Source organism: Candidatus Competibacteraceae bacterium, from assembly GCA_016699715.1.
Lineage (GTDB): Bacteria > Pseudomonadota > Gammaproteobacteria > Competibacterales > Competibacteraceae > Competibacter.
Window position 1 is genome coordinate 1,080,182 of record CP065007.1, and the last position, 18,104, is coordinate 1,098,285.

An 18,104-nucleotide genomic window follows, 5' to 3' on the forward strand; every position below is an offset into this window, starting at 1 on the left:
TCGGGCTAGCGCTGGCGCCGTTTTGCGGGGTCGCGCCATTGGCATGGCGGTTTGTTTCGCGACTGTGTCTGGCTAGAATCGCCGGGTGATGATTTTCAACCACGGGAGTCCTACACGATTCATGTTGTACTCGACAGTGTTTCGTTCTCTGTTGTTGCCGCTGGTGCTGACATTCGCTGTGTTGTGTTCCGGCTGGACCGCTGTCCACGCCGAAACCATACCACCCCCGCCGCAAGTCCCGGTGCGGGGTTATTTGTTGATGGACTACCAGAGTGGCAACGTGCTGGCGGACTTGAAGGGCGAGGAGCGGATGGAGCCAGCCAGTATCACCAAACTGATGGCCGGCTATGTCATCTATAAGGCGCTGAAGTCCGGCAAGATCCACCACGACGATCAGGTGACCATCAGTGAAAAAGCTTGGCGGACCGGAGGTTCTCGGATGTTCGTCAAGGTCGGCAGCCAGGTGCCGGTGGAAGATCTGCTGATGGGCATGGATGTACAGTCCGGCAACGACGCCACGGTAGCGCTGGCCGAACATGTGGCCGGCTCCGAGGAGACGTTCGCCCAATTGATGAACGAACAGGCGGCACAACTGGGGATGAGCAGCAGTCATTTCACCAATGCGCCAGGCCTGCCCGATCCCAATCATTACATGTCGGCCCGAGATATTGCCGTTTTGACCCGGGCGTTGATTCGAGATTTTCCGGAACAATACGCCCGCTACTCGGTTCGCAGCTTCAAGTACAACAATATCGAGCAGCAAAATCGCAACCGCCTGCTGCTGACCGATTCCTCGGTGGATGGAGTCAAGACCGGCCATACCGATTCGGCGGGCTACTGTCTGGTTTCGTCGGCCAAGCGCAACGATACTCGCTTGATCGGCGTGGTGTTGGGGGCCACCAAGGAGCGGGACCGATTCGTGGCCAGCCAGGCGCTGCTCAACTACGGCTTCAGTTTTTTTGAAAGTCGCAAGCTGTACGATGCCAATACGCCCATTGTGACCACGCGGATCTGGAAGGGTCAGGAAAACGAATTGCCATTGGGCGTGACTCAGCCCTTGTACGTGACCGTGCCCAAGGGGCAGGCGCCCCAGGTTAGTACCACCACCGTGGTGCAGCCGACCATCGTCGCGCCGGTGCAGAAGGATCAAGCATTCGGTGACATCGTGGTCAAACTAGGCGAACAGGAAGTCAGCAAGACGCCGCTGGTCGCGTTGCAAGAGGTGCCGGAGAGCGGCTGGTTCGGGCGGATGATCGACTCGATTCTGCTGTTTTTCTATTCGCTGTTCAATTGAACCCGGCTTGAGGCGTGGTCCGGCATGAGCGACGAATCGCCGCTGCAATTTCCATGTGAGTTCCCCATCAAGATCATGGGTGCCGGCACGCCCGATTTTCGGGGACTGATGGTGGATTTGGTGCGCCGGCATGCCGCCGATCTGGACGAGGCACGGATTCAGGTGCGGGACAGTCGCACCGGTCGCTACCAGTCGGTGACGGTGGTGGTGAACGCCCAAAGCCGCGCGCAACTGGACGCCATCTATCGGGAACTCAGCAGCCATCCGGGCGTTGCGATGGTGCTGTGACCACGGGCATGGCGACGCCCGTTTCCCGTTGCGAACCCCTGCGCCTGCGCGGCCTCGGCCGCCGTGAGTACGAACCGGTATTCGCCGCCATGCGGGCTTTCACCGAAGCCCGCGACGCCGCCACGCTGGATGAACTGTGGTGCGTCGAACATCCACCGATTTTCACTCAGGGACTGGCCGGCAAGGCCGAACACCTGCTGGCGCCGGGGGACATCCCGGTCGTGCAAGTAGATCGCGGCGGTCAGGTGACTTACCACGGCCCCGGCCAGGTGGTGGTGTACTGTCTGCTGGACGTGCGACGGCTGGGCTTGAGCGTGCGCGGCTTGGTGACGGTGCTGGAGCGTTCGGTGATCGACTTGCTCGCCGCTCACGGCATCGCCGGTCGTGCCCGACCCGACGCGCCGGGCGTTTACGTGGGGGACGCCAAGGTCGCTTCGCTGGGCCTGCGCCTGCGCCAGGGTCGCTCCTACCATGGCCTGAGCCTCAATGTGGCCATGGACCTGGAACCCTTCACCCGGATCAACCCCTGCGGTTATCCCGGCCTGCGAGTGACTCAGTTGCGCGATCTGGGCATCGCACTGGCCCCCGAGGCCGCCGCCGCCGAATTGCTGGCGGACCTGAGCCGCAATCTGGGTTACACCGCCTTCGCACGGGTCGAGGGCTTGCCCTAAACGTCGGGTATCGTCCGAATCGGGATTTGCCGGGCAACCCGCGGCATAATGTTGAGTCAAACCCTCAACAATTCGCCCTCCATCCCCCCAGGAACAGGCCATGTCCGAACGCACCGCTCCCGACGAAACCGCTCTTGCCCCAGTCGCTTCCGCCCAGTCCACCACGGTCAGAACCGCGCCGCGACAGGGTGAGAAACTGCGTGGCGAGGACAAGGTCGCCCGCATCCCGGTCAAGATCGCGCCCAGCGATCCCAGCCAGCGCCTGCGCAAGCCGGCCTGGATTCGCGCCCCGTTCCCCGGCACACCGGAAGTGCAGCGGCTCAAGCGAATCTTGCGAGAGAATCGCCTGCACACTGTGTGCGAGGAAGCCAATTGCCCTAATCTGGGCGAATGTTTCGGGCACGGTACCGCCACCTTCATGATCATGGGCGACATCTGCACCCGCCGCTGTCCATTCTGCGACGTGGGCCACGGCCGGCCCAACCCGCTCGATCTCCAGGAACCGGAAAATCTGGCGCGCACCGTCGCGGCGATGGCGCTGAAGTACGTGGTCGTCACCTCGGTGGATCGCGACGATCTGCGTGATGGCGGCGCGGCGCACTTCGCCGAGTGTATTCGAGCCATGCGCGCCGCTTGGCCGGGCATCGTCATCGAAATTCTGACCCCCGATTTTCGCGGCCGGATGGACGTGGCCTTGGAGATTCTGGGGCGGGAACCGCCGGATGTGTTCAACCACAACCTGGAAACCGTGCCCCGCCTGTACCGGCAGGCCCGGCCCGGCGCCGACTATCAATATTCGCTGACCCTGCTCCAGCGCTTCAAGGAACGGCATCCGCATGTCCCGACCAAGTCGGGGCTGATGCTGGGTTTGGGCGAGACGACGGAGGAGATCGAACAGGTTATGCGCGACCTGCGTGCCCATCGGGTGGAAATGCTGACCCTCGGCCAGTATCTCCAGCCCAGCGCCCATCACCTGCCGGTGGAGCGCTACGCACCGCTGGAGGAGTTTGCGCACCTGCGCGAGCTGGGCGAGGCCATGGGATTCACCCATGTCGCTTCCGCGCCGCTGGTGCGTTCGTCCTATCACGCCGATTTGCAGGCCAAGGGCGCTGGTGTGGGGTGAGTCCGGCCATTCCCATTTTGGTCGTCGGCGCACGTCCGGTGGTCAGGCTTCAAGAGGGGTAGCGGATGGTGAAGATCGAGGACTGGCGGACTCCAGCGGTCATCCTGTGGTGCGGCGCGCTGATCCTGGCGGTTTCGCTGGGCATCCGCCACACCTTCGGCCTGTTCCTGCAACCGATGAGCCTGGACAACGGCTGGGGCCGGGAAATCTTCGCTTTCGCCATCGCCTTGCAAAACCTGGTTTGGGGGCTCGCCCAACCGTTTGCCGGCCGGCTGGCCGATCGCTTCGGCGCCGGTTGGGCGATTCTGGGCGGAACCCTGCTGTATGTGGCCGGTTTGCTGTTGATGGCTCAATCCACATCGACCTTCGGTTTGGCGCTGAGCGCGGGCGTGCTGATCGGGCTCGGCTTGAGCGGCACCACTTTCCCGGTGGTATTCGGCGCGGTCAGCCGGGCGGTGCCGCCGGAACAGCGTAGCCTCGCCATGGGCATCGCCATGGCGATTGGTTCGCTCGGGCAGTTCGTGCTGCTGCCGGGCAGCCAGTGGCTGATTGGGGCATTCGGCTGGGCGGCGGCGCTGGTCGTGCTGGGCCTGCTGGGGATCGGCATGGCGCCGTTGTCGGCCGCGCTGTTCGAGCGCCCGTTTAGCAATTCCGCCGTGCCGGCGCGGCCGTTGCGGGCGATTCTGGCCGAGGCGTTCACCCACCGGGGGTTCTGGCTGTTGTCGCTGGGCTTTTTCGTGTGCGGCTTCCAGGTGGTGTTCATCGCCACCCACATTCCCGCCTTTCTGATGGACCGGGGTCTGTCCCCGCTGGTGGGCACCACCGTGCTCGCCCTGATCGGGCTGTTCAATATTTTCGGGTCCTACCTGGCCGGGTTGGGTGGCGGCAAATTCCGCAAGCCGATGCTGTTGACCGGGATCTATCTGACACGGGCGGTGGTGATCACCGCGTTTATCCTGCTGCCGGTCACGGCCTGGAGCGCCTATGCCTTCGGCATGGTGATGGGCCTGCTCTGGTTGAGCACGGTGCCGCTGACCAACGGCACGGTGGCGACGGTGTTCGGGGTCGGGAATATGTCGATGCTCGGTGGCATCGTGTTCCTGTTCCATCAGGTCGGCGCGTTTCTCGGTGGTTGGCTGGGCGGCTATCTGTACGATGCCACCGGCTCCTACCGCGCGGTCTGGATCATCGCCATCGGCTTGAGTCTCGCCGCCGCCCTGCTCAATTGGCCGATTCGCGAACAGGCGGTGCGCCCGGCCACCGCGCCGGCCTGACGGCAATGCGCAAGCCGCTGTCCTTCTCCGGCGCGCTCGCTATCGGCCTGCTGGCGCTGGCCGCGCTGCTGGCGTTCGTCGCTTATCGCAGTCCCGATATGATGCTGGTGTTCTTCGCCGCCTGGAAACTGTGTATGTAAGCGGGGGTCGTACCGCCTCGTGCTCCCCGCATCGTCGTACCCCTGCATCCGCGACTATCGAAACACATCGAGCGGCGTCCGTCGGGGTGCCTGGAAGGGAAGGGAAGCATGAGTCACGCTGTACTGACCGCTTTGAGCAACAACGCCGCCCTGCTGCTGGCGCTGGGTGAAGTGTTGAGTAAAATCAGCATGATCTCGGGCATGTCCAGGACAGCATCGCCGAGTCGGTCCGGACCATGACGCAGTGGCACGATGAATACCGCATCCCGCATCCGATCAAGGGCGAGCTCTGGATCGAGGGGCGTTTCGTGCCCGAGCGCTTGCCCGACGGCGGTGCGCTTTGGCATGGTTTCGTGATGGATATTACCGAACGCAAACGGGCCGATGACATCCTGCGCGTCAGTCAGGGAAGCTCGGGAAGAACCGATGAGTATATTTTCCGCCAACTTGGACTACGTTTTTTTCCTCTATGGCCTGTCGTTCGTGTTGCTGGGCACGATGGCCGTGATGCCCGGCGATCGGGACAGCGCCTTGCCGTGGCGGTGGCTGGCGGCATTCGGGTTTCTGCATGGGCTGAACGAATGGCTGGATCTGCTGGCGCTGAGCTGGGCGGATTCACCGGAGTTCCAGAGCGTGCGGCTGGCAGTGCTGGTGGTGTCGTTCCCGCCGCTGCTCGAATTCGGCCGGCGGGGCACCTCTGAAAGGAGCGTTCTGTTCGGCTGGCGCGGGTGGCTGGGGCTGGCGGGGTTGGTCGCGCTGGGCGCGCTGTCCGGCGGCGCGAACGGATTCAACGCCGCCTGTCGTTACGCATTCGGCTTGCCGGGCGGCGTGCTGGCCGCCGTGGCGCTGTGGCGGGCTTCCCGGCTGGAAGTGAATGAGCGGCGCTTCGGGTTATGGCTGGCGGCCGGTTCGTTGCTGGTTTATGGCGTATTGGTCGGCCTGGCGCCGCCCGCCGCTCCGTTCTTCCCGGCCTCCTGGCTCAATCAGGACCACTTCCTGACCACCGCCGGATTCCCTGTTCAGTTGCCGCGCATGGCTTGTGCCCTGGGTGCCCTGGCCGGTGTATGGTTCTACCGTTTGCGGTGTGAGCCCGAACCACGGCGCGATGGGCCGGTCCGGCGCTGGTGGCGTCCCATTGGATTCGCGCTGCTGGTCGCTTTGGGTGGCCTCACCGCCGCCTGGCAGGGCGATAATATCGACGCCGAAAACCGCCAGCGCCTGCTGGAGCAGGCGCTGGAGATCGCCAAAACCATCAAGCCCGAGTACGCCAAGGCGCTCACTTTCACGGCGGCGGATCGGGGCACGCCGGTATTCGAGCGGATCCGCCAGCAGATGATCGCCTATCGGCAAATCTATCCGGTGCGTGGCATCTACAGCATGAGCTTGCGCCGGGGCGTCCTGGTGTTCGGACCGGAAAGTTACGCCGAGGACGACCCGATGGCCTCGGCGCCCGGCACGGTTTACGACGTTCCCGATTCCATGGGTTTTGAGGTGTTGCGAACCAGCCAGCCGGCGGTGGTGGGGCCGGTAACCGACAGCTACGGCCGCTTCGTTTCGGCGCTGGCGCCGGTGCTCGACCCCCGCTCGGGCGAAGTGTTGATGCTGGTCGGGCTGGATGTGCTGGCCGAAGAATGGGACGCCCGCATTGCCGCCGGCCGCCTGCCGGTCATCGCCGGCAACCTGATCCTGCTGCTGGCGTTCCTGGCGGGTGTCAGCATGGTTGAATGGCGCAACCGGCTGCCGGACGCGCGACGCTCGCGCTGGCGTCACCTGGAAACCGCGCTGGCCGGCGGTTGGGGGCTGCTGCTGGCGGCGTCGGTCACGGCGCTGAACATCGAGGTGGAAAATCGCGAGCATCGGATCATTTTTCACCGCCTGGCCGACGCCCGCGTCGCCAACATCCGCGGCAACCTGCAAGACATCCGCACCAACCTGGAGGTCTTGGCCCGATTCTTCGAATCCAGCCAGCGGGTGGAGCGTGAGGAATTTCGTACTTTCGTCGCACCCATGCTGCAATCCAGTCTGGTCCAATCCTACGAATGGATTGCGTGGGTGCCGGCGGCGGACAAGGAAGCGGTGGAGCTTGCCGCGCGGCGGGAGGGTTTAGACGATTTCGCGATTTGGCAGCGCGATGCTTCTGGCAGGCCGGTTCCCGCCGAGGGCCAGGCGGATTACTATCCGATCTATTTTGTGGAGCCACTGCTCGGCAATGAGGTGGCCCAGGGATTCGATCTGGGTTCCGAACCGCTACGGCGCGCCGCGTTGGAAACGGCGGCTCGCACCGGTTTGGTTGCCGCCACCGAACCGATCAGTCTGGTCCAGGATAGTGGCCGGCCGTATCGGGTGTTGGTGTTGCAACCGCTATTTGCGCTGGGCGCAACCGGCGAAATGAACTCGGGTGCCGGTCGACTGGCCGCATGGCCGCGTGGCTTCGCCGTGGGCATTTTGCGTTTGCAGTCCTTGCTGAGCGAGATCACGCCAGCCAGAACTGGCGTCGAAGACGAGATCACGATACGCCTGCTGAGCCTGACATCCGGTCGCCTTGAACCAAGGCTGCTGGCGATGTATCCGCCCGACTCCGGGAGCGAAACTCCCGTCGGCATCGCGCGGTTCGGTGCCAGCAATTTTCAGGCCATTTATCCGCTGTTTGACTTTGGTCGCACTTATGCGGTCCTGATTCAAGGCACGCCGGCCTTTGATACCGCATACCCCCCGCGTGCCGGCTGGTTGGTCGGGTTGGCGGGGCTACTGCTGGTTGGGGTGTTTACAGCCTTTGTCGGCGTGCTGCGCAACCGCGAGGGTTTTTTGGAGCACGAAGTGCGGGAACGCACGGCCGAAGTGCGGGAAAGCGAGGAGCGCTTTCATCAGATGTTTGAGAAGCACGATGCGGTCATGCTGCTGATCGAGCCGGAGAGCGGGAAAATCCTGGATGTGAATCAGGCGGCGGTGCGTTATTACGGCTACCCGGTGTGGCAACTCCGCACGATGAGCATTGAAGACATCAACACCCTGCCGTCCGAGGAGGTGGCGTGGCAGCGGCGGCAGGCGCTGCAAACCCAGCACAACTGCTTCATTTTCCATCACCGGCTTGCCAGCGGCGACATCCGGGTGGTGGAAGTTCATTCGTCCCCGATCAAGCTGCACGCGAAACCGATCCTGTTTTCGATCATCCACGACATCACCGAGCGCGAGGCGCAGGAGCGCGAGTTGCGCCGGTTGGCCACCACCGACCCGCTGACCGGATTGGCCAACCGTCGCCGGTTCCTGGAGCAGCTCAGCTTGGAATTGGCGCGGTTCCATCGTTATGCCAAGCCCACGGCGCTGCTGATGCTGGATCTGGATCATTTCAAGCGGGTGAACGACGACTACGGCCACGCGACCGGCGATGCCGTGTTGCGGCATTTCGCCGCGCTCGCCCGGCAGGCGCTGCGCAAGATCGATCGCATCGGCCGGTTGGGCGGCGAGGAGTTTGGCGCGTTGCTGCCGGGCACGGATGAAGAGGGGGCGCGGCAACTGGCCGAGCGATTGCGGAATCTGGTGGCGGAATCACCCGCCAGCGCTGAAACCGGCGCGATCAGCTTCACCGTCAGCATCGGTATCACCTTGTTTGCGTCGGCCGACACCAAAAGCGAGTCGGTGTTGAGCCGGGCCGACCGCGCGCTGTATCGTGCCAAGGGCGCGGGGCGCAACCGGGTGGAAATAGAGCGGTAGAGCCTGCATGGGCGGCCAGGTTGGCCGCCCATGCAGGGGGGGCATCACGTCCCGAACAACTCCGCCAGTTTCAGGCCGGGGTCGGGAGCGCGCATGAAAGCTTCGCCCACCAGAAAGGCATGTACCCCGTTCTCGCGCAGCAGCGCCACGTCCGCCGGGGTGTGAATGCCGCTTTCGGTGACCACGGTGCGGTCCTCGGGAATGCGGGACAGCAGATCGAGCGTGGTGTCCAGCCGGGTTTCGAAAGTACGCAGGTTGCGGTTGTTGATGCCGATCAGGGTCGCACCGGTGGCCAGCGCCCGTTCCAGCTCCTCGGCATCGTGGACTTCCACCAACATATCCAGACTCAGTTCCGCCGCCAGTCGCGCCAGTTGGATCAGTGCGGCATCGTCCAGCGCGGCCACGATCAGCAGGATGCAATCGGCGCCGATCAACCGCGCTTCGTAGACCTGATAGGGGTCGATGATGAAGTCCTTGCGTAGCGCCGGCAGGCCGCAAGCGGCTCGCGCTTCCTCTAGATAATCCTCGTGACCCTGAAAAAAATCGCGGTCGGTCAGCACCGACAGGCAGGCCGCCCCGGCGGCGGCATAACTTTGCGCGATAGCGGCCGGTTCGAACGGATCGCGCAACAGGCCCTTGCTGGGCGAGGCGCGCTTGATCTCGGCGATGACCGCCGGGCGACCGGTCGCGATCGTCCGCGTCAACTGGCCCAAGAAGGGGCGAGGAGCGGGCAGACGCTCAATCCGCCCGCGCAGTTCGCGCAAACTCAGCATCTGCTGGCGCTCGGCGATTTCCTCGGCCTTGCGGGCCAGGATTTTTTGCAGAATGTCGGGCGTGTCGCTCATGACGCTCATGACGCCAAGGACTGTGTGCAGCGCACGAATTCATCCAGCTTGACCCGCGCCGCGCCGCTGGCCAGGGTCTCGCGGGCCAGTTCGATGCCGGTGGCGATGGAAGGCGCGAGGTTGGCCGCGTACAGCGCCGCGCCGGCGTTGAAGGCGACGATGTCGCGCGGGGTGCCCGGTTCGTTGTCCAGCGCGTTCAGCAGCATGGCCTTGGATTGTTCGGCGTTTTCGACCCTGAGTCCCCGGTTGGAGACCATGGCCAGCCCGAAATCCTCGGGGTGAATCTCGTATTCCACGATCTCGCCGTTCCGGAGTTCGCCGACCTGGGTGGGCGCGCCCAGCGAAATCTCGTCCATGCCGTCCTTGCCCCAGACCACGAGGACGTGTTGCGCGCCGAGTTGCTGCATGACCCGCACCTGAATGCCGACCAGATCGGGATGGAAGACGCCCATGAGTTGGTTGGGCGCGTCGGCGGGATTGGTCAGCGGGCCGAGGATGTTGAAAATGGTGCGCACGCCCATTTCGCGGCGCACCGGCGCGACGTTCTTCATGGCCGAGTGATGATTAGGCGCGAACATGAAGCCGATGCCGGTGGTGGCGATGCAGTCGGCCACCTGTTTGGCGTGCAGGTCGATACGAGCGCCCAGCGCTTCCAGCACGTCGGCGCTGCCGGATTTGGACGAGACGCTGCGATTGCCGTGTTTGGCGACCCGCGCGCCGGCGGCGGCGGCGACGAACATGGTGGCGGTGGAGATGTTGAAGGTGTGCGCGCCGTCGCCGCCGGTGCCGACGATATCGACGAAATGTTCGTGCGGCGGTGGGACGTGGACCTTGGTGGAGAGCTCGCGCATCACCGTGGCGGCGGCGGTGATTTCGCCGATGGTTTCCTTTTTGATCCGCAGGCCGGTCAGAACGGCGGCGGTCATGAGCGGGGAAATTTCGCCGGCCATGATCTGGCGCATCAGCGAGAGCATCTCGTCGTAGAAGATCTCGCGGTGTTCGATGGTGCGTTGCAGGGCTTCCTGGGGGGTGATGGACATGTCAGGCGTTCTCCGGGGCGGTTCAGTGCCGGGTCAGAAAATTGCGGAGCAGGGTGTGGCCGTGTTCGGTCAGGATCGATTCCGGGTGGAACTGCACGCCTTCGACCGGCAGGGTTTTGTGGCGCACGCCCATGATTTCATCGATGTCGCCGTCCGGGGTTTGGGTCCAGGCGGTGATGTCCAGGCAATCCGGGGCGGTGGATTTTTCGATCACCAGGGAATGATAGCGCACCACGGTGAACGGACTGGGCAGGTCGGCGAACACGCCTTGCCCCCGGTGATGGACCTCGGAGGTCTTGCCATGCATCACTTGCCCGGCGCGGACGATGTGTCCGCCGAAGGCCTGGCCGATGCTTTGGTGGCCCAGACAGACGCCGAGGATCGGGATCTGGCCGGCGAAGCGTTCGATGGCGGCCAGCGAGACGCCCGCTTCGTTGGGCGTGCAGGGGCCGGGCGAGAGCACGATGCGCGCCGGGGCGAATTCGGCGATCTGGTCGGGGTCGATCTGGTCGTTGCGGTAGACCCATACCTCTTCGCCCAGCTCGCCGAAGTATTGCACCAGGTTGTAGGTGAAGGAGTCGTAGTTGTCGATCATGAGCAGCATGACGGGTGAACCTCTTGGCGCGGCGAGGGAGGGCGTCCAACAAACACCCTGGATACCCGTATGGGAACCCGCCGTGTTCGTTGGTGTGCTGGTTGAATTGTACGGGTTCGACACGGTTTGTTGGAATGCGCATGGGGCAGGGCGGGGCAGGAGACGGGGTCACCAGTACCGGTGGGGTTGTCTGCGGTTTTGCCTTTAGCTCGGACTGGCAATTTTTCCGAACCAAACGATAATTATGTAACTATTCTTGAGGTCTTGTGCAAGGGAGCGTCCCTTGGCCGTGTCATGCATTACTGAGATGGCATGAGGCTGCAATGAATGTTATGCAGCTATTAAAGACCAGTGAAATCAATTGATTATTTTCAAAAATGGCGGATTCTGGTAGATAGACGGAAACCATATAATCACTTGTTTCGCGGACGCTTCGCGCCCGCGAAACGGGGCGGCGGATTGCAATCCGCTGGTTGCTTGGCGCTTCGCGCCGCACAACCACGCGGATCAAGCCGACATCGGCCGTCAAAGCCTTCGGCTTTTCCGTCCTCGCGGCTTATCCGCCGCCCCGTTATGCGAATGAGGTGGAGCATGGTTGACGGAAGTCAAGCACGTGAAGAATGGCTGGCCGAAGCTGAGCGAGCGGAAGTTATCGTATTTGATTTGGACGGAACCTTGGTGGATTCCGATCACGCCAACTTCTTGGCGTATAAGGATGCTGTGATGTGCGTTCTATCTACACAAATAGAAATGGATTTCACTCTGGGCACCAGAATAACGCGAGAAGTACTTGAAGAGCTTATTCCGGGCATCACTGACAAACAACTTGAAGAGATTACCTTACTTAAAGAGCGCACATATCATAAATATCTTTCAGAAACAAAGGCCAGCCCGCGACTAATTGAAATAGTTGCACGCGCCCAAGACAAAGAAGTTGTATTGGCCACAAATAGTCGCAGATGTCGAGCGGAAATGTTACTCAACCATCACGGACTTATCGAGAAGTTCACACGGAAGATCTATAGAGACGCTGAATCTCAAAGAGATAAGTACGTGCAATTGATGGCTGAACTTCCGAAAGGAAGCATGTCCATTTTGGTGTTTGAGAATGATGAAAAGGCCATTGAGTCAGCTATTGCTTGCGGCATTGGAATTGACCAGATAATAGATGTACGCAGGATTACAAGATGAACAAATTCATAATGGAAGCAAACCAGTTCTTGAGCCGAAATGTGCCAGGCTATTTTCATGCCGACTTTCATGGAGCGGGTCAACCAGGAAATCCGGATTTCCTGTACAAACTCAAGAATGATCCCCATCACAAATGGAGCCAACAAAATATCAGATACGCGATCAACGATCTGAATGCGGTTCTCGGTATAGATTTCCCCGAAATTATCAAGCAGGTCGAGGCAAGCACCTTGACAGTTTGCGTCGTCCCAAGAGCTAAGGCAGAAGCTTCTTATCGTCCAGACCAGTTATTGTTTAAGGCAACGGTAGGGGAATATGCTCGTTCAACCCCCGGATTTGCAGATGGATCGGATTTTATTATCCGGCATACGAACACCCGAACTACCCACTTGCGAAACCCTGTTGATGGATTCGAGAACGATGGTCGAATGCCCTATCGGGGCATCGCTTCAGATACCTGCAATTTTTCAGCGCATATCAGGGGGTGCGACATCTTACTCGTTGATGACATCTACACAAAAACGGTGAACATTGATGAAGATATGGTGCAAGCTTTGTTTGATAACGGGGCTAGGTCGGTAGTGTTCTACGCGATCGGTAACACGCCAAAAAGATTCTGAGGAATGGGAAGCTAATATGAAATGTAGCGAAAACGCCATCAATGTCATGGCTGCCAGAATTTATAAAGGTATTGGACGGGCTTGGATTGTTAAAAATCTTTCAACCCCAAAGCCCGAAGAAGCTATCGTTAAGCTATTAAACCAATCCCCTAAGTCAGAGGGCACAATCACCATTGAGGACTTCAACAAGAAAAAATCGATGTTGCGAAGAATACTTTCCGAGTCAGTGGGTGCAGTTGATGGCGTTGTCGCTATTGGAGATGATGATTTCCCCGCACATCGCGGCTCCGTGAAAAATAGTGAACGCCCGATTTTTCTATTTTATAAAGGCGATCTTTCGCTGCTATCCACTAAAAGTAACAATATTGCTGTAATAGGACTGCTGAATCCCACCCAAGAGATAGAAGCGATAGAACGGAAACTTGTTGCTAACTTGGTGGCCAATGGTGCTGTAATAGTTAGTGGTCTGGCGTTGGGTTGTGACTCCATTGCTCATCTGCAAACTTTAGATTCCAAGGGAAAGACAGTTGCAATCCTCCCAAGCCCGCTAAACGATATTATGCCAGCCAAGAACAAAGATTTGGCCAAGGATATTGTCGCAAGCGGTGGATTATTAATTTCTGAGTATCTTACCGCGCCAAAATCCAAAATGGAGCTAAGTGGCAGGTATCAAGAGCGAGATAGATTACAGGCCCTTTTTAGCAATTCAATCGTATTGTCTGCTAGTTACGCCAAGAACGATATAGGAAATGATAGCGGTTCCAGATTAGCAATGGGTTACGCCAAAGATTATTCAATACCTAGGGCAGTTATCTACGATGAAAAGCAGCACTTAAACAACCCAATGTTTGATTTAAATAGGCAACTTATTTCAGAAGAGCCTAGCATTGTGGTTTTTAGTGAAGAAAGCAGTGCAACAGCACTTCCAAAAATTCTTTGTTCAAGTACTGTCGTCATGGCTCGAAGTCCGGTCCAGCAAAGCATGATTTAGCACGGACGTAAAATTCGCATAACAAGGCGCTGCTGTCGGACAAATTTTCCGCTGCGCTCCAAATTTGCCGCAGAGCGCGGCGTTTCGCGGACGCTTCGCGCCCGCGAAACGGGGCGGCGGATTGCAATCCGCATGGCTGCTTGGCGCTCCGCGCCGCACAACCACGCGGATCAAGCCGACATCGGCCGTTAAAGCCTTCGGCTTTTCCGCCCTCGCGGCTTATCCGCCGCCCCGTTATGCGTGTCTGCCACCAAATTAAGGGGTTCTCAGATGAATCAGATGACACAAAGCATATTTAAGATGTATTCGACCCTAGAACTAGGGAAGAATAAAATATGCCAAGAATGTAAAAAAGAAAATACAAATGGGTTTTCAAAGCCTATTTCAGTGTGGCATGTTGGGGATAAATTTCACGATAACAATTATAAAGTGCTTTTTGTTGGAAAAGTAGCTAGAGGAGAGCTATATCCAAATGTTAATGATTATGAAAGGCATGGAATTATTGATGCTACTGCATTTGGAAAAGACTCATTATCTAACCCTTTTTCTGCATTTTGGAATTACACAAGAGAAATCTCTGTAAGACTTTTTGGTCAAAAAGATGCTATAGATAATATCGCAATGACTAATTTAATAAAATGTAACAACGCTATGGATGATGAGGGTAGGAACTCTGATGGAACTACGAGTGATTATACGACTGTTCTCATGAAAAATAATTGTCTTAAAAAGATTGGAGTTTTTTGGAAGGAAATTGATGTTCTTATGCCAAAAAATATAGTTGTTTATTCCCATTACGAATATGATGACTATTTGCGTCATCCGAATAGTGTCCAAACACAGAAAGAAGTCACAAATCAACCGAGAACTATAGGCCAGAAGAAAATGAGATGGTGGGATAGAGAATTAGTGATGCATGATGGTAGAACTGTACGCTTGCTTGTAGTATCGCATCCTCAGTATTTATTAAAAGATGATTTTGTAAATAAAATTGTTTCGTGGATAAAAAATCAACCCGTCTAACTGGGGCTTGCACCTGACCCCGCGACGCGGGGCAGGTGAAGCAGGGCGTTTCGCGGACGCTTCGCGCCCGCGAAACGGGGCGGCGGATTGCAATCCGCTGGTTGCTTGGTGCTTCGCGCCGCACCACCACGCGGATCAAGCCGACATCAGCCGTCAACGCCTTCGGCGTTTCCATCCTCGCGGCTTATCCGCCGCCCCGTTATGCGAGGCAACATCTAGCTCTTTTATGTAACAAATGAATGAGAAATAGAAAGCAATGCCCACAATATCAATGTTCTATGGAATTATCATTCGGATGTATTTTGCACCGAATGAACATCCACCGCCACATTTTCATGTCTATTATGCTGAGTTCAAGGCAACCGTTGATATACGTACTTGTGAAATCATGGAAGGAAATATACCAAAGAAACAAACCAAGTTGGTCCTTGCCTGGGCCGAATTACATCAAGATGAATTGATGGCCGATTGGAATCTTGTAATGAATGGTGAAGAACCATTTAAAATACAACCCCTTCAATGAGAATCAAGTCATGTATCCTTCAGTGATTAAAGTAGAAGCAAAGGAAAATTATCAGATTTACATTGAATTTGATAATAATGAGTGTGGCGTATTAAATATGGAGCCTTATCTAGATTTTGGTGTGTTTAGAAAAATTCGTGATAGAAACGTATTTTCTAAAGTAAGGGTTTCATTTGACACCATTGAATGGTCTGATGGTATTGATCTAGATCCACAGTTTGTATATGAAAAATGCGATAAAGAAAAGCGCATAACAAAAGTATAAACTCGGACCCTGTAAAGCCGCACTCGTTTCTCGTGCAACTTTACAGGGCCGGTTATGTTTGCCGTTGTCGCGGACGCTTCGCGCCCGCGAAACGGGGCGACGGATGGGCATCCGCTGGTTGTATGGCGCTCCGCGCCGCACAAGCACGCGGATCAAGCCGACATCGGCCGTCAAAGCCTTCGGCTTTTCCGCCCTCGCGGCTTATCCGCCGCCCCGTTAGCTTTCCGAATGTTCCTCGGTACGAGACAATTGGGTCTTGGAGAACCTAAATGAACATAATTGATCTTTTTTCCGGGCCTGGCGGGCTCTCTTTGGGACTCCGTCGTTCCGGGCTTAATGTGATCGCAAATGTAGAGCTTAATCGGGATGCGATGGATACTTATGCCAGCCATGACGCAAGTGCCATCCATTTCAACGAAGATGTGCGGGGAATTTCATTTAGCCAGTTTCTGGGAAAAGTTGATATTGTCGTTGGCGGCCCCCCCTGTCAGCCTTTTTCTATAGGCGGGCTTCGGAAAGGAAAGGCTGATGAAAGGGATATGATTCCTGAATTCATACGGTGCCTCAAAGAAGTTCAGCCAGAAGCATTTCTTATAGAAAATGTCCCTGGGCTAATTTATAAGAAGTCTCGACCATATTTTGATTCAGTATTGTCTCAATTATCTCAGTGTGGCTATAGACTCAACTGGGCTGTCTTAAATTCGGCAGATTACGGAGTGCCGCAGAAACGAAAGCGGCTCATAGTGATGGGAGCCCGTAGTATTCAGCTTCGGTTTCCAGTGCCATCTCATGGCCCCGGTACTGATATGCCGCATGTAAGTGCTTTAGATGTATTAGGGAAGCAGCTAATTGGTAAAAGCCCCAATTGCCCCGTTAAGTTCGCAAAATATCCTGATTTACGGCCAAGCCCTTATGCTGGTCATGTCTACAATGGAGGAGGCCGTCCTATTGATCCGAATGGGCCATGCCACACAATTCTCGCCTCATCTGGCGGCTATAAGACTCACTGGATTGATACAGAGAATGTTGCACCGGAATATCACGCTCATCTTCGCTCGGGAGGAGCCCCTTGGGAAGGCGAGGTTCCTGGAGCCAGACGTTTAAGTGTTGAAGAATGTGCAATTATTCAGACGTTTCCTAGAGAATTAGTATTTGCCGGGCAACGATCTGCGCAATACAAACAAGTTGGAGATGCCGTGCCTCCTGACCTCGCCTTTGTTCTTGGAAGATCTCTTTACTTTCAGCTCAATGGCAAGTCCGACACAATTCGCTACCTTGACGACATTAAGGGTGCGCAGCCTATCCAAACTGAGTTTGTATTGTGAGAAACGAGAATATCGAAAAAGCAGCGCGGTTGTTAATTGAGCTTGTCGATAACTTGACTGACGGGGAATCACTTGGCGCTCCGGCGTCATCAAAGATAAGAAATATTTTTGATAATCATGTCGAATCTCATGGAGGTAGCGTTAGGCTTGCATGTGCGTTTCTTGCTGCTTACTCCGTCATTGACAGCGATTGGGATTTTTCCTCGGTGCCGACGGGCGTAAGAGGAAAGTACGGAGATAAGCTTTTAGCCGGTGAATTAACATTCCGGCATGTCACATTCCATAAAAGTATAACAGCATTCGGCGAGAACTTGGGTTGGAAAGGAGCTGTTCGTCAGTTCGATCTTTCAAAAGATACTCGCTTTTCAGAATTCTTGTCCGACTTAAAATCGCTTTCCGAACAAGATCGGAAGTCGTTGGTGAATCACATTGCATGGAGATTGCAGTCTTCTCGGGTTGTTCCTCAGGCGCTTCCTCCACTTCCTTCAAGCTACCTCTCATATGCACGCAGTCTGTATCTTTGTGAGAAGCTAATTGCAATTCCATCAGAAGGCCATATCCAGCAATTTCTTGTGGCAGCATTTATTGAAGTGCACCGCAAACGCTTTGGTCATCGAGTTGTTACTCATCATCCACATGCATCTGATAAGTTTGATGGAACAAAGGGGGATATTGAGGAGTTCAGGGATCATGATCTCGTCGCGGCTTATGAAGTTACGGTCAGAGATGACTGGAAAAATAGACTTGCTGATTTCGGAAAAAAAGTTTCAGAAGGTGGCCTGCCAAAATATGTCATATTTGCATCGAATGTCCGCAGTGATTCTGAACTACACCCGGCTGCAAAGTTGATTGAATTTGTTGAACGACTTTCTTTCGATTTGGCGATTGTTGACCTTACAGATTTCTTTTCTGTTTTCTGCACTGAGCTTCACCGAGAGGAAATTGGTGAGGCGTTCAATAGAGCGTATGAACTGCTGTCTGACCCGAGGCTTTGTGGTCGAGATGATCTTATTAAGAAATACCGTGCGGTAACGGATGAGTGGCTAGAAAGCTAACAAGGCGCTGCACACGGATGGCAATTCCGCCGCGCTCCATTGCCGCCGGTGAGCTTGGTCATTTCGCGGACGCTTCGCGCCCGCGACAACGGGGCGACGGATAGGCATCCGCTGGTTGTATGGCGCTCCG

The 18,104-nt window shown here is 56.9% G+C and carries 19 protein-coding genes; 14 read left to right on the forward strand and 5 right to left on the reverse strand.

The window, feature by feature from the left end:
• The first annotated feature begins 121 nt into the window (after window positions 1–121).
• From IPM89_04875 to IPM89_04895, 5 genes are all read left to right on the forward strand, one after another.
• A complete protein-coding gene (locus IPM89_04875) occupies window positions 122–1,294 on the forward strand; it encodes a D-alanyl-D-alanine carboxypeptidase (GenBank protein ID QQS55151.1) in 1,173 nt (390 codons plus the stop codon).
• A gap of 24 nt (window positions 1,295–1,318) precedes the next feature.
• Complete coding sequence (locus tag IPM89_04880) at window positions 1,319–1,582, forward strand: DUF493 domain-containing protein (GenBank protein ID QQS55152.1); 264 nt, start codon at window positions 1,319–1,321, stop codon at window positions 1,580–1,582.
• An 8-nt stretch (window positions 1,583–1,590) separates the two neighbouring features.
• Window positions 1,591–2,253 carry a lipoyl(octanoyl) transferase LipB gene (gene lipB / locus IPM89_04885; GenBank protein ID QQS55153.1) on the forward strand — a complete coding sequence of 221 codons (663 nt, stop codon included), beginning with the start codon at window positions 1,591–1,593 and terminating at the stop codon, window positions 2,251–2,253.
• A 100-nt stretch (window positions 2,254–2,353) separates the two neighbouring features.
• A complete protein-coding gene (gene lipA, locus IPM89_04890) occupies window positions 2,354–3,376 on the forward strand; it encodes a lipoyl synthase (GenBank protein QQS55154.1) in 1,023 nt (340 codons plus the stop codon).
• Window positions 3,377–3,441: 65 nt separating this feature from the next.
• A complete protein-coding gene (locus tag IPM89_04895) occupies window positions 3,442–4,650 on the forward strand; it encodes an MFS transporter (GenBank protein QQS55155.1) in 1,209 nt (402 codons plus the stop codon).
• A gap of 253 nt (window positions 4,651–4,903) precedes the next feature.
• On the opposite strand, the gene IPM89_04900 is transcribed toward IPM89_04895, so the two are convergent.
• Window positions 4,904–5,137 carry a hypothetical protein gene (locus IPM89_04900; protein QQS55156.1) on the reverse strand — a complete coding sequence of 78 codons (234 nt, stop codon included), beginning with the start codon at window positions 5,135–5,137 and terminating at the stop codon, window positions 4,904–4,906.
• 79 nt (window positions 5,138–5,216) lie between these two features.
• On the opposite strand from IPM89_04900, the gene IPM89_04905 reads away from it, so the two are divergent.
• On the forward strand, window positions 5,217–8,501 hold the full coding sequence (locus tag IPM89_04905) for a diguanylate cyclase (GenBank protein QQS55157.1): 3,285 nt from the start codon (window positions 5,217–5,219) through the stop codon (window positions 8,499–8,501).
• A gap of 44 nt (window positions 8,502–8,545) precedes the next feature.
• Here the strand turns inward: IPM89_04905 and trpC are convergent, their stop codons facing one another.
• The 4 genes from trpC to IPM89_04925 form a co-directional block, all read right to left on the reverse strand.
• Window positions 8,546–9,346, reverse strand: coding sequence for an indole-3-glycerol phosphate synthase TrpC (gene trpC, locus IPM89_04910; protein QQS55158.1), 801 nt, complete (start codon window positions 9,344–9,346; stop codon window positions 8,546–8,548).
• A 5-nt stretch (window positions 9,347–9,351) separates the two neighbouring features.
• The gene (trpD, locus tag IPM89_04915) at window positions 9,352–10,386 is read right to left on the reverse strand and encodes an anthranilate phosphoribosyltransferase (GenBank protein ID QQS55159.1); all 1,035 of its coding nucleotides are present in this window, start codon (window positions 10,384–10,386) and stop codon (window positions 9,352–9,354) included.
• A 22-nt stretch (window positions 10,387–10,408) separates the two neighbouring features.
• Window positions 10,409–10,990: an aminodeoxychorismate/anthranilate synthase component II gene (locus tag IPM89_04920; GenBank protein QQS55160.1), complete on the reverse strand. Its 582-nt coding sequence runs from the start codon at window positions 10,988–10,990 to the stop codon at window positions 10,409–10,411.
• 283 nt (window positions 10,991–11,273) lie between these two features.
• The gene (locus IPM89_04925) at window positions 11,274–11,510 is read right to left on the reverse strand and encodes a hypothetical protein (protein ID QQS55161.1); all 237 of its coding nucleotides are present in this window, start codon (window positions 11,508–11,510) and stop codon (window positions 11,274–11,276) included.
• 62 nt (window positions 11,511–11,572) lie between these two features.
• On the opposite strand from IPM89_04925, the gene IPM89_04930 reads away from it, so the two are divergent.
• The 8 genes from IPM89_04930 to IPM89_04965 all read left to right on the forward strand — a co-directional run bounded on the left by IPM89_04930 (window position 11,573) and on the right by IPM89_04965 (window position 17,974).
• The gene (locus IPM89_04930; protein ID QQS55162.1) at window positions 11,573–12,172 is read left to right on the forward strand and encodes an HAD family phosphatase; all 600 of its coding nucleotides are present in this window, start codon (window positions 11,573–11,575) and stop codon (window positions 12,170–12,172) included.
• Complete coding sequence (locus IPM89_04935) at window positions 12,169–12,792, forward strand: amidophosphoribosyltransferase (protein QQS55163.1); 624 nt, start codon at window positions 12,169–12,171, stop codon at window positions 12,790–12,792. Before IPM89_04930 ends, IPM89_04935 begins: the two co-directional genes overlap by 4 nt.
• A 16-nt stretch (window positions 12,793–12,808) precedes the next feature.
• The gene (locus tag IPM89_04940) at window positions 12,809–13,783 is read left to right on the forward strand and encodes a DNA-processing protein DprA (protein QQS55164.1); all 975 of its coding nucleotides are present in this window, start codon (window positions 12,809–12,811) and stop codon (window positions 13,781–13,783) included.
• A 270-nt stretch (window positions 13,784–14,053) separates the two neighbouring features.
• Complete coding sequence (locus IPM89_04945) at window positions 14,054–14,806, forward strand: hypothetical protein (protein ID QQS55165.1); 753 nt, start codon at window positions 14,054–14,056, stop codon at window positions 14,804–14,806.
• Between the two features lie 256 nt (window positions 14,807–15,062).
• Window positions 15,063–15,329, forward strand: a complete 267-nt coding sequence (locus IPM89_04950) for a DUF4160 domain-containing protein (protein ID QQS55166.1) — start codon at window positions 15,063–15,065, stop codon at window positions 15,327–15,329.
• A gap of 10 nt (window positions 15,330–15,339) precedes the next feature.
• Entirely contained in the window at window positions 15,340–15,594 is a 255-nt protein-coding gene (locus tag IPM89_04955; GenBank protein ID QQS55167.1) for a DUF2442 domain-containing protein, read from the forward strand.
• Between the two features lie 269 nt (window positions 15,595–15,863).
• A complete protein-coding gene (gene dcm, locus IPM89_04960) occupies window positions 15,864–16,919 on the forward strand; it encodes a DNA (cytosine-5-)-methyltransferase (GenBank protein ID QQS55168.1) in 1,056 nt (351 codons plus the stop codon).
• Window positions 16,916–17,974 (forward strand): hypothetical protein, encoded by a 1,059-nt coding sequence (locus IPM89_04965; protein QQS55169.1) that lies wholly within the window; start codon window positions 16,916–16,918, stop codon window positions 17,972–17,974. The genes dcm and IPM89_04965 overlap by 4 nt, the downstream gene beginning before the upstream one ends.
• The last annotated feature ends 130 nt before the right edge of the window (window positions 17,975–18,104 follow it).

Bases quoted from the DNA above. Each gene is read 5' to 3' on its own strand.
- IPM89_04875 (QQS55151.1), top strand. From the start codon at position 122: ATGTTGTACTCGACAGTGTTTCGTTCTCTGTTGTTGCCGCTGGTGCTG.
- IPM89_04880 (QQS55152.1), top strand. From the start codon at position 1,319: ATGAGCGACGAATCGCCGCTGCAATTTCCATGTGAGTTCCCCATCAAG.
- lipB (QQS55153.1), top strand. From the start codon at position 1,591: ATGGCGACGCCCGTTTCCCGTTGCGAACCCCTGCGCCTGCGCGGCCTC.
- lipA (QQS55154.1), top strand. From the start codon at position 2,354: ATGTCCGAACGCACCGCTCCCGACGAAACCGCTCTTGCCCCAGTCGCT.
- IPM89_04895 (QQS55155.1), top strand. From the start codon at position 3,442: ATGGTGAAGATCGAGGACTGGCGGACTCCAGCGGTCATCCTGTGGTGC.
- IPM89_04900 (QQS55156.1), bottom strand. From the start codon at position 5,137: ATGCCAAAGCGCACCGCCGTCGGGCAAGCGCTCGGGCACGAAACGCCC.
- IPM89_04905 (QQS55157.1), top strand. From the start codon at position 5,217: ATGAGTATATTTTCCGCCAACTTGGACTACGTTTTTTTCCTCTATGGC.
- trpC (QQS55158.1), bottom strand. From the start codon at position 9,346: ATGAGCGACACGCCCGACATTCTGCAAAAAATCCTGGCCCGCAAGGCC.
- trpD (QQS55159.1), bottom strand. From the start codon at position 10,386: ATGTCCATCACCCCCCAGGAAGCCCTGCAACGCACCATCGAACACCGC.
- IPM89_04920 (QQS55160.1), bottom strand. From the start codon at position 10,990: ATGCTGCTCATGATCGACAACTACGACTCCTTCACCTACAACCTGGTG.
- IPM89_04930 (QQS55162.1), top strand. From the start codon at position 11,573: ATGGTTGACGGAAGTCAAGCACGTGAAGAATGGCTGGCCGAAGCTGAG.
- IPM89_04935 (QQS55163.1), top strand. From the start codon at position 12,169: ATGAACAAATTCATAATGGAAGCAAACCAGTTCTTGAGCCGAAATGTG.
- IPM89_04940 (QQS55164.1), top strand. From the start codon at position 12,809: ATGAAATGTAGCGAAAACGCCATCAATGTCATGGCTGCCAGAATTTAT.
- IPM89_04945 (QQS55165.1), top strand. From the start codon at position 14,054: ATGAATCAGATGACACAAAGCATATTTAAGATGTATTCGACCCTAGAA.
- IPM89_04950 (QQS55166.1), top strand. From the start codon at position 15,063: ATGCCCACAATATCAATGTTCTATGGAATTATCATTCGGATGTATTTT.
- IPM89_04955 (QQS55167.1), top strand. From the start codon at position 15,340: ATGTATCCTTCAGTGATTAAAGTAGAAGCAAAGGAAAATTATCAGATT.
- dcm (QQS55168.1), top strand. From the start codon at position 15,864: ATGAACATAATTGATCTTTTTTCCGGGCCTGGCGGGCTCTCTTTGGGA.